This window comes from Mycobacterium sp., assembly GCF_044342925.1.
In the GTDB taxonomy this organism is placed as follows: Bacteria; Actinomycetota; Actinomycetes; order Mycobacteriales; family Mycobacteriaceae; genus Mycobacterium.
This window is the reverse complement of sequence record NZ_JBIIOV010000080.1, coordinates 1-14140: the sequence shown is the minus strand read 5'-3', so window position 1 is coordinate 14140 and position 14140 is coordinate 1. Positions and strand designations below refer to the sequence as shown.

The following is a 14140-nucleotide window of genomic DNA, read 5'->3' as shown; positions in this document are numbered from 1 at the left end:
TAGGCGTCGCGCCAGACGACGGCGGTCGCGCCGTCGATGTGCATCACGGTCACCTGCTCACCGGGCTCGTAGCTGTCGTTCTCATCGAGCGGGCGAGCCGTCCAGACCTCACCGTCGAGCTTGACCCGGCCCTGGCCGCCGACGACCCGGTCCAGCACCAGTGCGTGCTTGCCCTCCAGCGCCCTGATCGGCTCGGGAAGCCCCCGCCCGGCCGTCAGCCGCCGGCGCGCTGTGGGGCGCACCAGCGCCAGCAGCAGAACCGATACCACCAGGAACACCACCCCGTCGGCCCACAGCGGCAGGCCGAGCAGCCAGGACGACCCCGCCGCGGCGAGCGCCCCGCCGCTGAGCATCAGCAGGGACATATCCCCCGTGAGCGCCTCGGCGGCTGCCAGCCCGAGCGCGGCGACCAGCCAGATCAGCGGCGCGGACATAACGCCACGATACGCGCTGCCGGTGGGAGTGCGCCGGGCCTGACGAGGGCCCGGCCGGGGGTCGCCCAAGCCACTACACTCACGACCAATATGTGGTGCCCGAGTGTCTCGTTATCGGTGTGGTCCAACGCCTGGCTGGCCGGCCAGGCGGCACCCGACGACGTCCTCGACGCACTGACCGCCTGGGCGCCAATACATTCGGTGACTGCTTACGACGCCGTCGCGGCGGGCCGCACGGGTTTGCCGTGGCCGGACGTCGACAATGCCGGACCGATGTCGCTGCTGCAGACGGTGCGCACCGCGACGGGCCCGCGCCGCTACGACGGGCCGGTGAGACCGTCGATCAGCCTGGCGCTGCCGGTTCCCGGCGACGTCCGCGGCCTGCCGGTGGGCACCCAGTTCCAGACCGACGCCCTCGACGCCGGAGAGGCAGTGCTCATCAGCTCCCCCGACGGCACGGCGATCGGCCTGGTCCCCGCGTTCGAGGTGGACGACGACGATGCCCCGCTGCCGCGGGAGACGCTGCTGTGGTCGGTGTACTCACTGCCCAACCCGCCGGTCGCCGACTATATGGACCTCGGCGAAGCCGAGTATTCGTTGCGCTCGGCGGTACGGTCGGCCGCCGATGCCCTGGACGCGCTGCGACTCGCTGCCGGCGCAGAAGATCCGCGTTCGCTGGTCGAGGAAGTGCTGCAGGCCACCTGCCACCACGGCATCCCCGACCATGCGCCCAGCCGGGCGGTGCGGGTGCTGTCTACCGCGGCGCACGTCGACGCGATCATCACCGTCAGTTCCGGGGTGGCGCCGATCGGCACCCAGAGCGCTTCGGAGGCCCGTATCGCCGATTCGGCGTTGCGGCCGTTGTCCTCGGTGGTTCGGGCGGCGCGGGCGGCTGCGGTCAGCGCGATCCTGGAGTCGGCCTGGCGCTAGTCCGATGACGATGCGGGCCGCCAGGCCCGAGGAGGAGTCGGACGAATCGAGGCGCTAGTCCGATGACGATGCGGGCCGCCAGGCCCGAGGAGGAGTCGGACGAATCGAGGCGCTAGTCCGATGACGATGCGGGCCGCTAGGCCCGAGGAGGAGTCGGACGAGTCGAGGCAGCAGCGGCCGCCGCCTCGGCGCTGGCCACGCAGATGTCGGTGCAGAACTTGCCGTTGACACTGGCACCCTGAACCGGAACCGGTTGCGACCCAGCGACTCTGGAAGGCGGCCGGCCTTCGCGAACCTCGTCGAGCAGGTCCAGTGCCAACCGGGCGTACCGCGGCTGGGCATTGGGTGTGGTGGCCCGCGCCAGCGCGACGCCGAGTTCCCCGGCCTGCTCGGCGAGTTCGCTGTCCAGATCCCAGATGACCTCGATGTGGTCGGCGACGAATCCGACCGGGCATACGATGACGGCCTTGGTTCCCGACGCCGCCAACGTCGAAAGATGATCTCCCACATCGGGTTCCAGCCACGGCACCTGCGGCGGCCCGGACCTGGACTGCCACACCACGTCGTAGTCGGAGTAGCCGGCGGCCGCGGCGACCAGGCTGGAGGCGTAGTCGACCTGGCGCGGATACAGGCCGGGCCCGCAGCGGTCGACGGCGCGCATCGGAATCGAATGCGCGGTGAAGACCAGCCGCGCATCGCCTCGCAGGTCGGCCGGCAGCTCGTCGGCGGCCTGCGCGACGGCGTCGGCGAACATCTCGATCAGCAGCGGATGGTCGAAATACTGCCGCAGCTTGACCAGTTCGGGTGCGTTCTCGCCGGTGGCCGTACGCGCCCGGGCGATGTCCTCCTGATACTGGGTGCAACCGGAGTAACCGCCCCACGCCGAGGTGGTGAACACGGCGGCCCGCTGCACTCCGTCCGCTTTCATCTGCGCGACGGTGTCCTCGGCGAACGGATGCCAGTTGCGGTTGCCGAAATACACCGGCAACCGCTCGCCCCGCTCGGCGAGCTCGGTCTCGATGGACTCGATCAGCGCACGGTTGATGGCGTTGATGGGCGAGACCCCGCCGAAGTGCAGGTAGTGCTCGGCCACCGATTCCAGCCGCTCGCGCGGGATCCCACGCCCGCGGGTGACGTTCTCCAGGAACGGCATGACCTGGTCGGGCCCCTCGGGACCACCGAAGGACAGCAGCAGCAGTGCGTCGAAGGGTGCCATCAGAGAAGCTGGGTGCTGGCGCCGCCGTCGGCGTAGATGACGGTTCCGGTGGTGGCGGGCAGCCAGTCGGAGACCAGCGCACACACCGTCCTGGCGACCGCGGTGGGGTCCTTCATATCCCAGCCCAGCGGTGCCCGGCTGTCCCAGCCCTCTTCGAGCATCGCCATCTCGTCCTTGAACTGATCCCCCAGCGCGCCACCCATGATCGCGCTCATCGCCAGCGTCCGGATCGGGCCGGCAGCAACGAGATTGGAGCGCACCCCGACCTTGCCCGCTTCGCGGGCGACGAACCGGTTGACCGATTCCAGCGCGCTCTTGGCGACCGTCATCCAGTTGTAGGCCGGCATGGCGCGGGTCGGATCGAAGTCCATGCCCACGATTCCGCCGCCCGGGTTCATGATCGGCAGAACGGCTTTGGCCAACGACGCATAGGAGAACGCCGAGATGTGGATGCCTTTGGCGACGTCCTCATAGGGGGCGTCGAAGAACGGGTTGATGCCCATGCCACTGGGCGGCATGTAGCCGATGGAATGCACGACGCCGTCGAGCCGGTTGTCCTTACCGATCACCTCGGAGACCCGATCGGCCAGGCTGTCGAGGTGCTCGGGATTCTGCACGTCGAGTTCCAGTAAGGGAGCCGGACTCGGAAGTCTGTCCACGATGCGCTGAATCAGCCGCATCCGGTCGAATCCGGTGCAGACCAGCTCCGCCCCCGCCTCCTGCGCGACGCGCGCAATGTGAAACGCGATCGAGGAATCGGTGATGATGCCGGTGACGAGGACACGTTTGCCCTCCAAAAGCCCTGCCATGTGGGTCCTTTCGCCCTATGCGCCAACGTGCTGTCGTGGAGATCTAGTGGCCCATGCCCATGCCGCCGTCGACGGGGATCACCGCGCCGGCGATGTATCCGGCGTCCTCGGAGGCCAGGAAGCTGACCGCACCGGCGACCTCGTCGGCGGTGCCGATCCGCTTGGCCGGGATGAACTCCAGCGCGCCGGCCCGGACCCGCTCGTCCATCGACTGGGTCATGTCGGTGTCGATCAGACCGGGTGCCACCACGTTGGCGGTGACACCGGCCTTGGACAGTTCGCGGGAGATGGACCGGGCCATGCCGATCAGGCCGGCCTTGGAGGCCGCGTAGTTGGCCTGGTTGCCGATCCCCCAGCTGGCGGAGACGGAGCCGACGAAGATGATCCGCCCGAACCGCTTCTTCTGCATGCTGCGGGCCGCCCGCTGGACCACCCGGAAGGCGCCGGTCAGGTTGGCGTCGATGACCTTCTGGAACCGCTCCTCGGTCATCCGGATCAGGAAGGCATCAGCGGTGATACCGGCGTTGGACACCAGCACCTCGACCGGACCCTGGTGCTCCTCGACCTCGGTGAAGGCGCGGTCCACGGCGGCGCTGTCGGTGACGTCGCACTCCACCCCGAACAGGCCGTCGGGCGCCCCGGAACCGCGGTGGGTGACCGCTACCTTGTGGCCGTCGGCGGCAAGGCGGCGCGCGATGGCTAGGCCGATCCCGCGGTTGCCGCCGGTGACCAGCACCGAACGGGAGACGAATGGTGGTTTGCCGCCGACGTTCTGGCCGGCTGTCTCAGTCGAGGCGGTGTCGGTCATGCCCGTCAACTTAATGCCTGACGCACAGCAGCCCGAAATCCGGCTCGCCGCAGGCCGAGATCGACGTTCTGCAGCGATTCACTCGATCTTTCTCGGCGGTTTGTCGATTTGGCCGGTGAAAGCTAGCCGGGCAGCCGGCGATTGATGAGCAGCGCCGCCAGCGCGGCCAATGCCAGCAGCAGCGACCCCAGTCGCAGCCAGCCCACGCTCGCGTCGCCCTTGACGGTCTCGTAGCCGATCTGGTCCTGCAGCGAAGTGAACACCTCTTTGAGCTGCTCCAGGGTCGAAGCGCTGTAGGCGTTGCCGTCGGAGAGTTCGGCGATCTTCTTGAGCATCGCGTCGTCGACCGGCACCGGCTGGCGCTGATCGTTGATCTCGACGTAGCCGTACGGGGTGCCGAAGGACACCGTCGAGATCGGCACGCCCTGGTCCTTGGCTGTGCGCGCCGCGGTGAAGGCGCCCTTGGGGTTGTCCGGGTTGGACGGCACCGTCTCCTTGCCGTCGGACATCAGCACGATCCGGCCGGGTGGCTTGTCGCCTTCGTCGCCGCCGCCGATCACCGCACCCACGGTGGCGATCGCCTGCAGAGCGGTGAAGATCGCCTCGCCGGTGGCGGTGCGGTCGGCCAGTTGCAGTTTGTCCAGCGCGATCTTGGTGGCGTCCCGGTTGGTGGTGGGCGACACCAGCACCGTCGCAGTGCCGGCATAGCCGATCAGGCCGAGGTTGATGCCCGCGGTCAGCTGGTCGGCGAACTGCTTGGCAGCGACCTGCGCGGCGGCCAGCCGGCTCGGCTCGACGTCGGTGGCCCGCATCGACTGCGATACGTCGATGACCAGCATGACGACGGCCCGGTTGCGCGGGACGCGGACGTCGTTCTGCGGCCCGGCCATGGCGACGGTGAACAGCACCAGCGACGAGATCAACAGAATCGCGGGCAGGTGACGCCAGCGTTTGGGGCGTTGCGGGGCAACGCTTTCCAGCAGCTCCATGTTGGCGAACCGCAGGATGCGCTTCTCCCGGGACCGCTGCACATAGATATAGAGCGCCACCAGCCCGGCGACGGCCAACAGGAACAGGAACATCCACGGGTGGGCGAAATTGCCGAGCGACATCGGCCCGAGCAACGGCAGGCTCATTGCGATCCCGCCATCGCTCCGCGGCGCCGGGACGCGACGAAACGCACGATGTCGGCGATCCACTCCCGGTCGGTGCGCAACGTCATCAGCGGAGCACCGCAGCGGCGCAGGGTGCGTGCCACCTCGTCGTGATGGGCGGCGGCGGCGCGGGCGAAATCGTCGCGCAACTGCTCGTCGATGGTGAACTCCCGCGTCACCCCCGACTCGGTGTCCTGCAGGATCACATCCCCCACGTCGGGGAGTTCAACGTCGCGGGGGTCCAGGACTTCGATGCCCAGCACCTCGTGACGGGCCGAGATGGCGCGCAGCGGGCGCATCCAGTTGATCGGGCCGAGGAAGTCGCTGATGATCACCGCCATCCCGCGGCGGCGCTCCGGACGGCGCAGCGCGTCGATGGCGACCGCCAGGTCGCCGCGCACCCCCAGCGGGGCACGCGGGCAGGTCGCGATGGCGCGCAGCAGGGTCTGCTCGTGCTGACGCCCGGAGCGGGCCGGGACGCGAATGATGTCCTGCCCGTTGGCGATCAGCGCCCCGATCCGGTTGCCGCCGCCGCTGTTGAGATAGGTGATGGCCGCGGCGGCGCCGACCGCCAGATCGCGCTTCTCGCAGCCGGTGGTGCCGAAGTCCAGGCTCGCGGACATGTCAACCACCAGCCAGGTCTCCAGTTCGCGGTCGGCGACCATCTGCCGCACGTGCGGGTGGGTGGTACGGGCGGTCACCGACCAGTCCATCCGGCGCACGTCGTCACCCGGTTGGTAGATTCGCGAGTCGCCGGGTTCGGATCCGGGGCCCGGGATCAGGCCGAGGTGGTTGCCCTGCAACACACCGTCGAGCTTGCGCTTGACGGTCAGTTCAAGCTGACGCAACGCCGCTGACAGCTTGGCGTCGTCGATCTCACCACGGCCGAACGAGGGCGGGTGGATGGAGTGCGATTCGCTCACCGAGCGCTGGCACCGGCCGCGGGTGAAACGGCCTGCGCCCCGACCGGCGGCACCGAATGTCCTTGCTGCGGCATGGCATTCACCTGAGGCAGCCCGACGGTTTGCAGAATGCGGGCGATCACGGTGTCGGCCTTGACGTCGTCGGCCAACGCGTCGTAAGTAAGCACCAGTCGGTGGCGCAGCACGTCCGGGATCACCTCGATGACGTCGGTGGGCACCACGTAATCGCGCCCACGGACCAGCGCCAGTGCCCGGGCCGCGGCGATGATGCCCAGCGAGGCGCGCGGCGACGCGCCGTAGGCGATCCAGGCGCGGACGTCGGGCATGCCGAACTGCTCGGGGCGGCGGGTGGCGGTGACCACCCGAACCACGTAGTCGACCAGCGCGTGATGAACGAAGTTGTTGGCCGCCACGTCCTGAAGGCGCAACAGGTCGCCGGTCTCCAGGATCTGCTTGGGCTCCGGCGGGGTCACACCCATCCGGTAGATGATCTCGCGCTCCTCTTCCGGCGACGGGTAGTCGACGTTGATCTTGAACAGGAAGCGGTCACGCTGGGCCTCGGGCAGCGGGTAGACGCCCTCGTTCTCGATGGGGTTCTGGGTGGCCATCACCAGGAACGGCTTGGGCAGCGGGTAGGTCTGGCCGCCGATGGAGATCTTGCGCTCGGCCATGACCTCCAGCAGCGCGGACTGCACCTTCGCCGGCGCGCGGTTGATCTCGTCGGCGAGCAGGAAGTTGACCACCACCGGGCCGAGTTCGATGTCGAACTCTTCGCGGCCCTGCCGGTAGATCCGGGTGCCGATGATGTCGGTGGGCACCAGGTCGGGGGTGAACTGGATGCGGGCGAAGGTGCCGCCGACCACCTTGGCGAAGGTCTCGACCGCGAGCGTCTTGGCCACCCCCGGCACACCTTCGAGCAGCACGTGGCCCTTGGCCAGCAGACCCACCAGGATGCGTTCGACGAGGGTGTCCTGACCGACGATGATCCGCTTGACTTCGAAGATCGCCCGTTCCAGGGTGTGTACCTCGGCGGCCAGACCGTTGCCGCTGGCAGCGGTGCTCGAACCCGCGTAGCCACCTGGTGACGTCATTGACAAACCCTCCACAGCTGTTGGCTGACACATCGATGCCGGCTGCCCGCGTCTGTGCCGGCCGCCTGGTGTCCTGTCGACAACTATTCCAGGCGATCCGGAATCCGTCGACGTGGGTGTCTTCGCTGGCGCGTCGGTCCGCCGCTGGGGCGGCTAGGTCTCGATGACCCGGGTCAGATAGGGCGTCATCCCGGCGGTGCGAACTGGGCCGACCGTCACCTGGCCGGCCGCCGAGGATGCCTCCATCATCTGGCCGTTGCCCAGATAGATGGCGACGTGCTGGCTGCCCCCGGGGCCGTAAAAGATCAGGTCGCCCCGCTTGGCCTGCGACGGTGAGACGTGCCGACCGGCGGTGTACTGGTCGCCGGAGTACTTCGGCAGTTGCACTCCCACGCCGGCGTAGGCGTAGCGGGTGAACCCCGAGCAGTCATAACCGACCTTGCCGGCGTCCTGGTCCACGCCCTCGCTGGGCCCGTTGATGGCGCCGCCACCCCAGGAGTACGGCACTCCTCGCTGGGATGCGCCGCGGCGAATTATGTATTCGATGGCCTGCGGGCCGTTGACCCGGCCGCCGGGCACGGCCGCGGAGCCGCCGCCGATACCGAGACCGGCCAGGAACTTCTTGCCCAGGTCCATGGTGGCCTGGGCGGCCTGCTGGGTGAACGCCAGGGAGGCCTGCGCCATCGCGACCGGATCACCGGGGGCGCCCGCGCTGAGGACCTGGGGCAACGTGGGATCCCAGCCCTCCTCGGCGGCGGCCGGGGACGCCAGGCCCACGCCGCCCAGTGTCAGGAGCAGCGCCGTCAGCAGCGCCGTGAGAACGCGGAACAACCGGGTGTGCTGCGACATGCCCTGCCTCACCATTCGACGTAGCGGATGGCGAAGGGCGTCATGCCGCTGGTGCGCACCGGCGAGATCTTGACGAAGGAACCGGTGTAGGGCGCCTCGATCATCTGCCCGTTGCCGAGGTAGATCGCCACGTGCTGGGAGCCCCCCGGACCCCAGAAGAGCACGTCGCCGCGCCGCATCTGCGCGGACGGGATCTTGCGGCCCATCTCGTATTGCGACCCGGAATAGTGCGGAAGTTTGATGCCGGCGCCGGCGAAGGCGTAGAGCACCAGCCCGGAGCAGTCGAACCCGACGGTGCCGGCGCCGGAGTCGATGCCACGGCTGGGGCCCGCGGCGTTGCCGCCGCCCCACGAGTACGGGACGCCGATCTGGGACTGCGCCCGCTTGATGACGTACTCGATGGCCTGGTTGCCGTACACCAACGGGATGCCGCCGCCGTTGGTGATCCCGGTGTCGGTGGGCTTGAGGATGCCGAGCTTCTGCAGGAACTTCTTGCCGAGGTCCTGGGTCACCTGGAACGAATTGGACGCGATCTGCAGGACGCCGTTGATGATCTGGACCGGGTCACCGGAGAGGAACGCACTCGGCACCGCCGGCAGTGTCAGATCCCATTCGGAGGGGTCGCCGTAGGGCACCGTCACCGTCGCCCCGGGCGCCGGACCGGCGCCACCCTCCCAGCGGTCCCCCGGCCCGGCCGGCGCGGCGGCCTGAGCCACCGGCCCGGCGGCGTCGTTGACGACGGCCGCCTGCGGCGCGGGCCCGCCGGCGACGGGCGGGGCGGCGGCTGAAGGCGGAAGCTGAGCCGCTGAAGCCGAAGGCGGAACCTTAGCCGCTGAAGCCGAAGGCGGAACCTTGGCCGCTGAAGCCGAAGGCGGAACCTTAGCCGCAGCCGACCAGGCGCGCGCGGCGGCGAGCCTCTGCTGGGCGGCCTTGCGCTCGGCGGCGAGGCGATCAATCTCGGCCTGCTGTTGGCGGAAGTTCTTCTGCGCGTCGGTCAGTGCGGCGACCGCGGCGTCCTGGCTGCTCCGCGCGTCCTGGACCGCCTTGTCGGCGTTCGCCTTGGCCTCCCGGGCCGCGGCATCGGAGTTGACCGCGGCGGTGCGGGCCTGCCGAAGCCCGGCCATGATCTGCTGGGAACTGATGGCCAGGGTCTGGCCGGCGGAGGCGCTGGAGAGGATCTCCTCGGGGGTGCGGGCCAGCACCAGGGAGCCGGACGGGCCGTTGACGTAGCTGGCCGCGGCGAAGGTGTCGAACTTCTTCTGCGCCTCGACGATCGCGGAGTTGGCGTCCTTGACGGCCTGTTCGCTGGACTGGACGTTCTGCTGGGCGGCCGCCGCGGCGTCGCGGGCTTCCTGGACCTCGACGATGGCCTTGTTGACGCCCTCCTGCTCGGCCTGCACCCGCGCGCCGATGTCCTGCAGCTTCTGGTTGGCCTCGGCGACGTCGGCCACCAGAGCGGCCATGCTGTTGGGCTCCTGATCGGGGTCGGCCTGAGCCAGCCCGGGCACGGTGATCGTCATGGCGACCGTCAGCGTCAGAGGGCAGAGGGCCCGGGTAGCCCGAACGCTGCGGGAACCACTCGAAGGTCCCATTCGACGTCTCAATTTGACTCCGACTCCTAGTGCTGCACGATCAGTCACGCCTGTCACAGAGGTCACAAAAACCTCATCAATAACAATGGCGACAACTGCACCGTACGTCACTACTGCCGCGGAAGAAACGGGCGCAAAGAATTACACGTTTGTATTTCCGCAGGTGTGACCGAATAGTGATCTTAAGAAAACGCCAGGAAATGACGTCTGCGCAGGTGGCTTACTTCGCGCGGGTGACCCGACGTTGAACAAGTCGTGTCACGACAGCGGCCGCCGCGACGGCTAAAACGAGCAGGATTGTGAATGCGGTCCAGTTGAAAATCGGAGTCTTCAACTGGTCGACGAAATTCTGTGCGCCCTGTACTGGATTGCCGGCGGTCTTGGCGACGTCCTGCCCCGCCTCCAGCAGGACACGGTCGTAGCTGGTGCTGTAGGTGCCGGCGAATTCCGGGCTCAGGACCAGCACGGTGGAACCGGGGTTGGCCTCTTGGACCTGGCGGGCGATATCTCGCAGCGGGGTGTCGATGATCGGGCTCTTGTCGATGACGACGACCTTGAGGTCGATGCCACGGTCCTGCGCGCCTCTGACGACCTTCTGCAGGCCGGGCACATCGGCGGGCGCAGCGGCCACGCCATCCTTGGCGACGTCGGCCTTGACCGCGGCCATGCAGGCGTCCACCGGGGTGGAGGACGGCAATCCGGCGGCACTGCACACCTCGACGGGGATGAAGGTGGGCAGGTAGGGCGGCAGGAAAGTGGGAGCAGTCAGCGGGCTCACGAGATCAGACGGTACCGCTATCACCGCCACGCGGTGGCAGCACGCGCCGTGGGAGACGAGACTGGAAGCTTGGGGTCGGCTCCCCTGGCGGGACGTCGGCCCCGTTAAGATTCGACCTGCCACTGACCTTCGATTTTAAGATCAAGCACACGCCGGGAGTTTGATGTGAGTAGCGCCAGTTCGTCCCTGAATTCTTTCGGAGCCCACGACACCCTCAAGGTCGGGGACAAGAGCTACGAGATCTACCGGCTCGACGCGGTCCCGGGAACCGAGAAGCTTCCCTACAGCCTCAAGGTGCTCGCGGAGAACCTGCTGCGCACCGAGGACGGCGCCAACATCACCGGCGACCACATCACCGCGATCGCGAACTGGGACCCCTCGGCGCAGCCGAGCATCGAGATCCAGTTCACCCCGGCGCGGGTGATCATGCAGGACTTCACCGGAGTGCCCTGCGTCGTCGACCTGGCCACCATGCGCGAGGCGGTGACCGCGCTCGGCGGTGACCCGGAGAAGGTCAACCCGCTGGCGCCGGCCGAACTGGTGATCGACCACTCGGTGATCCTGGACTTCTTCGGCAACGCCGGCGCCTTCGAAAGGAACGTCGCGCTCGAATACGAACGGAATGGCGAGCGTTATCAGTTCCTGCGTTGGGGGCAGGGCGCTTTCGACGATTTCAAGGTGGTTCCGCCGGGCACCGGGATCGTCCACCAGGTCAACATCGAGTACCTGGCGCGGGTGACCATGGTCCGTGACGGTGTGGCCTACCCCGACACCTGCGTGGGCACCGACAGCCACACCACCATGGTCAACGGCCTGGGCGTGCTGGGCTGGGGCGTCGGCGGCATCGAGGCCGAGGCGGCCATGCTGGGCCAGCCGGTGTCGATGCTGATCCCCCGGGTCGTCGGCTTCAAGCTGACCGGCGAGATCAAGCCGGGCGTGACCGCCACCGACGTGGTACTGACCGTCACCGACATGCTGCGCAAGCACGGTGTGGTGGGCAAGTTCGTCGAGTTCTACGGCAAGGGCGTGGCCGAGGTGCCGCTGGCCAACCGCGCCACCCTGGGCAATATGAGCCCCGAATTCGGTTCCACCGCAGCGATGTTCCCGATCGACGAGGTCACCATCGACTACCTGCGGCTGACCGGCCGCAGCGAGGAGCAGGTTGCCCTGGTGGAGGCCTACGCCAAAGCTCAAGGTATGTGGCACTACGCCGATTCAGAGGGGCCGGATCATGAGCCGGTGTTCTCCGAGTACCTGGAACTGGATCTGTCGACCGTGGTGCCGTCGATCGCCGGGCCCAAGCGTCCGCAGGACCGCATCGAGCTGACCGACGCGAAGACGGCCTTCCGTAAGGACATTCACAACTACGTCGAAGAGAACCACCCGACACCGCACACCAAACTCGACGAGGCTGACGAGGAGTCCTTCCCGGCCAGCGATCCGGCGGCGCTGTCGTTCGCCGACAACGGCGCCGTCGACATGCGACCGTCGGCGTCCAACGGCTCGCACGGCCGGCCCAGCAAGCCAGTGATGGTGCGGTCGGCCGACCGAGGCGAGTTCGTGCTCGACCACGGGGCGGTGGTGGTCACCGGAATCACCTCGTGCACCAATACTTCCAATCCCTCGGTCATGCTCGGCGCCGCGCTGCTGGCCAAGAAGGCCGTCGAGAAGGGTCTGACCACCAAGCCGTGGGTCAAGACCAACATGGCGCCCGGCTCGCAGGTGGTGACCGACTACTACGAAAAGGCCGGCCTGTGGCCGTATCTGGAGAAGCTGGGCTACTACCTGGGCGGCTACGGATGCACCACCTGCATCGGCAACACCGGCCCGCTGCCCGACGAGATCTCCAAGGCCGTCAACGACAACGATCTGGCCGTCACCGCCGTGCTGTCCGGCAACCGCAACTTCGAGGGACGCATCTCCCCCGACGTCAAGATGAACTACCTCGCCTCGCCGCCGCTGGTGATCGCCTACGGCATCGCCGGCACCATGGACTTCGATTTCGAGTCCGACCCGCTGGGTAAGGACGGCAACGGCAATGACGTGTTCCTCAAGGACATCTGGCCGACACAGAAGGAGATCGAGGAGACCATCGCCTCCTCGATCAACCGGGAGATGTTCGTCGACAGCTACGCCGACGTGTTCAAGGGCGACGAGCGCTGGCGCAATCTGCCCACGCCGTCGGGCAACACCTTCGCCTGGGACCCGAAGTCCACCTATGTGCGCAAGCCCCCCTACTTCGACGGCATGCCCGCCGAGCCGCAGCCGGTCAACAACATCACCGGCGCGAGAGTGCTTGCGTTGCTGGGCGATTCGGTGACCACCGACCACATCTCACCGGCCGGCAGCATCAAGAAGGGCACTCCCGCAGCCCAGTACCTGGAGGCCAACGGCGTGCGGCCGGCCGACTTCAACTCCCTGGGTTCGCGGCGCGGCAACCACGAGGTCATGATCCGCGGCACCTTCGCCAACATCCGGCTCAGCAACCAGGTCCTCGCTGGATTGGGCGAGGTCCCCGCCGGGGGCTACACCCGCGACTTCACCCAGCCGGGCGCCCCGCAGTCGTTCATCTATGACGCCGCGCAGAACTATGCGGCACAGAACATTCCGCTGGTGGTGCTCGGCGGCAAGGAGTACGGCTCCGGCTCGTCGCGCGACTGGGCCGCCAAGGGCACCAGCCTGCTTGGGGTGCGCGCGGTGATCACCGAGTCGTTCGAGCGCATCCACCGGTCGAACCTGATCGGCATGGGCGTCATCCCGCTGCAGTTCCCCGCCGGTGAGTCTGCGGCGTCGCTGAAGCTGGACGGCACCGAGGTGTTCGACATCACCGGTATCGACGAGCTCAACGCCGGTAAGACACCCAAGACCGTCCGGGTGACCGCTACCAAGGCGGCCGAGGCAGGCTCCCCTGAAAGGACAGTCGAGTTCGACGCGGTGGTCCGCATCGACACCCCCGGTGAGGCCGACTACTACCGCAACGGCGGGATCCTGCAGTACGTGCTGCGCAACATGCTGAAGTCGGCGGCGTCGGCCTGATCAACCGGGGCTCTAGCGAATCCGCCTCAGCGTGATGGGCATGCCGTCGATCGGGACCGGCATGCCGGCGTAGTCGTACTTGGGCACGTAGCCGGGGTGCGGTAGTTCCAGTCGGTAGTTCTGTAGCACCCGGTGCATGATCGTCTTGATCTCCAACTGGCCGAAGACCATGCCGATGCACTTGTGGGCGCCGCCGCCGAACGGGGCGAAGGCGTAGCGGTGGCGCTTGTGCTCCGAGCGCGGTTCGGCGAATCGGGCCGGGTCGAAGGTGTCCGGATCGGTCCACAACTCCGGCAACCGATGGTTCATCCCCGGCCACAGATTGATGTTGGTGCCCTCAGGGATGAAGTAGCCGCAGATCTCGGTGTCGCGGACAGCCCGGCGCACGTTGAACGGCAGTGGGGTGACCAGTCGCAGGCATTCGTTGATGACCAGGTCGAAGGTTTCCAGTTTTTCCAGCGCTTCGATGTCCAGTGGGCCGTCGCCGATGCGGGCGCCCTCGTCGCGGCAGCGTTCCTGC

Annotated in this window: 13 protein-coding genes; 2 read left to right on the top strand and 11 right to left on the bottom strand. The window is 67.8% G+C overall.

Going from position 1 to position 14140, the window contains the following annotated elements; translation table 11 throughout:
- Window positions 1-434: NfeD family protein (locus tag ADBZ6I_RS10110; protein WP_526383377.1), on the bottom strand; the 434-nt coding region annotated here is incomplete at its 3' end.
- 90 nt (window positions 435-524) lie between these two features.
- On the opposite strand from ADBZ6I_RS10110, the gene ADBZ6I_RS10105 reads away from it, so the two are divergent.
- Window positions 525-1364 carry an Rv1486c family protein gene (locus ADBZ6I_RS10105; RefSeq protein ID WP_526383375.1) on the top strand — a complete coding sequence of 280 codons (840 nt, stop codon included), beginning with the start codon at window positions 525-527 and terminating at the stop codon, window positions 1362-1364.
- A 136-nt stretch (window positions 1365-1500) separates the two neighbouring features.
- On the opposite strand, the gene ADBZ6I_RS10100 is transcribed toward ADBZ6I_RS10105, so the two are convergent.
- The 9 genes from ADBZ6I_RS10100 to ADBZ6I_RS10060 form a co-directional block, all read right to left on the bottom strand.
- Window positions 1501-2580, bottom strand: coding sequence for a ferrochelatase (locus tag ADBZ6I_RS10100; RefSeq protein WP_526383373.1), 1080 nt, complete (start codon window positions 2578-2580; stop codon window positions 1501-1503).
- On the bottom strand, window positions 2580-3389 hold the full coding sequence (gene inhA / locus ADBZ6I_RS10095) for an NADH-dependent enoyl-ACP reductase InhA (RefSeq protein WP_526383371.1): 810 nt from the start codon (window positions 3387-3389) through the stop codon (window positions 2580-2582). Before inhA ends, ADBZ6I_RS10100 begins: the two co-directional genes overlap by 1 nt.
- Window positions 3390-3432: 43 nt before the next feature.
- On the bottom strand, window positions 3433-4197 hold the full coding sequence (fabG1, locus tag ADBZ6I_RS10090; protein WP_526383368.1) for a 3-oxoacyl-ACP reductase FabG1: 765 nt from the start codon (window positions 4195-4197) through the stop codon (window positions 3433-3435).
- A 122-nt stretch (window positions 4198-4319) separates the two neighbouring features.
- The gene (locus tag ADBZ6I_RS10085; RefSeq protein WP_526383366.1) at window positions 4320-5333 is read right to left on the bottom strand and encodes a vWA domain-containing protein; all 1014 of its coding nucleotides are present in this window, start codon (window positions 5331-5333) and stop codon (window positions 4320-4322) included.
- Window positions 5330-6274: a DUF58 domain-containing protein gene (locus tag ADBZ6I_RS10080; protein WP_526383364.1), complete on the bottom strand. Its 945-nt coding sequence runs from the start codon at window positions 6272-6274 to the stop codon at window positions 5330-5332. Before ADBZ6I_RS10080 ends, ADBZ6I_RS10085 begins: the two co-directional genes overlap by 4 nt.
- The gene (moxR1, locus tag ADBZ6I_RS10075) at window positions 6271-7365 is read right to left on the bottom strand and encodes a chaperone MoxR1 (protein ID WP_526383362.1); all 1095 of its coding nucleotides are present in this window, start codon (window positions 7363-7365) and stop codon (window positions 6271-6273) included. Before moxR1 ends, ADBZ6I_RS10080 begins: the two co-directional genes overlap by 4 nt.
- 153 nt (window positions 7366-7518) lie before the next feature.
- Window positions 7519-8214, bottom strand: coding sequence for an NlpC/P60 family peptidoglycan endopeptidase RipB (ripB, locus tag ADBZ6I_RS10070; RefSeq protein ID WP_526383360.1), 696 nt, complete (start codon window positions 8212-8214; stop codon window positions 7519-7521).
- 8 nt (window positions 8215-8222) lie between these two features.
- Window positions 8223-9806, bottom strand: coding sequence for an NlpC/P60 family peptidoglycan endopeptidase RipA (ripA, locus tag ADBZ6I_RS10065; protein WP_526383358.1), 1584 nt, complete (start codon window positions 9804-9806; stop codon window positions 8223-8225).
- Window positions 9807-10026: 220 nt separating this feature from the next.
- On the bottom strand, window positions 10027-10575 hold the full coding sequence (locus ADBZ6I_RS10060) for an Rv1476 family membrane protein (protein WP_526383379.1): 549 nt from the start codon (window positions 10573-10575) through the stop codon (window positions 10027-10029).
- A gap of 174 nt (window positions 10576-10749) precedes the next feature.
- On the opposite strand from ADBZ6I_RS10060, the gene ADBZ6I_RS10055 reads away from it, so the two are divergent.
- Complete coding sequence (locus ADBZ6I_RS10055; protein ID WP_526383356.1) at window positions 10750-13620, top strand: aconitate hydratase; 2871 nt, start codon at window positions 10750-10752, stop codon at window positions 13618-13620.
- A gap of 12 nt (window positions 13621-13632) precedes the next feature.
- On the opposite strand, the gene ADBZ6I_RS10050 is transcribed toward ADBZ6I_RS10055, so the two are convergent.
- Window positions 13633-14140 (bottom strand): cytochrome P450 (locus ADBZ6I_RS10050; RefSeq protein WP_526383354.1); only part of this gene is annotated, 508 nt, incomplete at its 5' end.

Coding starts and splice junctions, on each gene's coding strand:
- ADBZ6I_RS10105 (WP_526383375.1), top strand. CDS start 525: ATGTGGTGCCCGAGTGTCTCGTTATCGGTGTGGTCCAACGCCTGGCTG.
- ADBZ6I_RS10100 (WP_526383373.1), bottom strand. CDS start 2,580: ATGGCACCCTTCGACGCACTGCTGCTGCTGTCCTTCGGTGGTCCCGAG.
- inhA (WP_526383371.1), bottom strand. CDS start 3,389: ATGGCAGGGCTTTTGGAGGGCAAACGTGTCCTCGTCACCGGCATCATC.
- fabG1 (WP_526383368.1), bottom strand. CDS start 4,197: ATGACCGACACCGCCTCGACTGAGACAGCCGGCCAGAACGTCGGCGGC.
- ADBZ6I_RS10085 (WP_526383366.1), bottom strand. CDS start 5,333: ATGAGCCTGCCGTTGCTCGGGCCGATGTCGCTCGGCAATTTCGCCCAC.
- moxR1 (WP_526383362.1), bottom strand. CDS start 7,365: ATGACGTCACCAGGTGGCTACGCGGGTTCGAGCACCGCTGCCAGCGGC.
- ripB (WP_526383360.1), bottom strand. CDS start 8,214: ATGTCGCAGCACACCCGGTTGTTCCGCGTTCTCACGGCGCTGCTGACG.
- ripA (WP_526383358.1), bottom strand. CDS start 9,806: ATGGGACCTTCGAGTGGTTCCCGCAGCGTTCGGGCTACCCGGGCCCTC.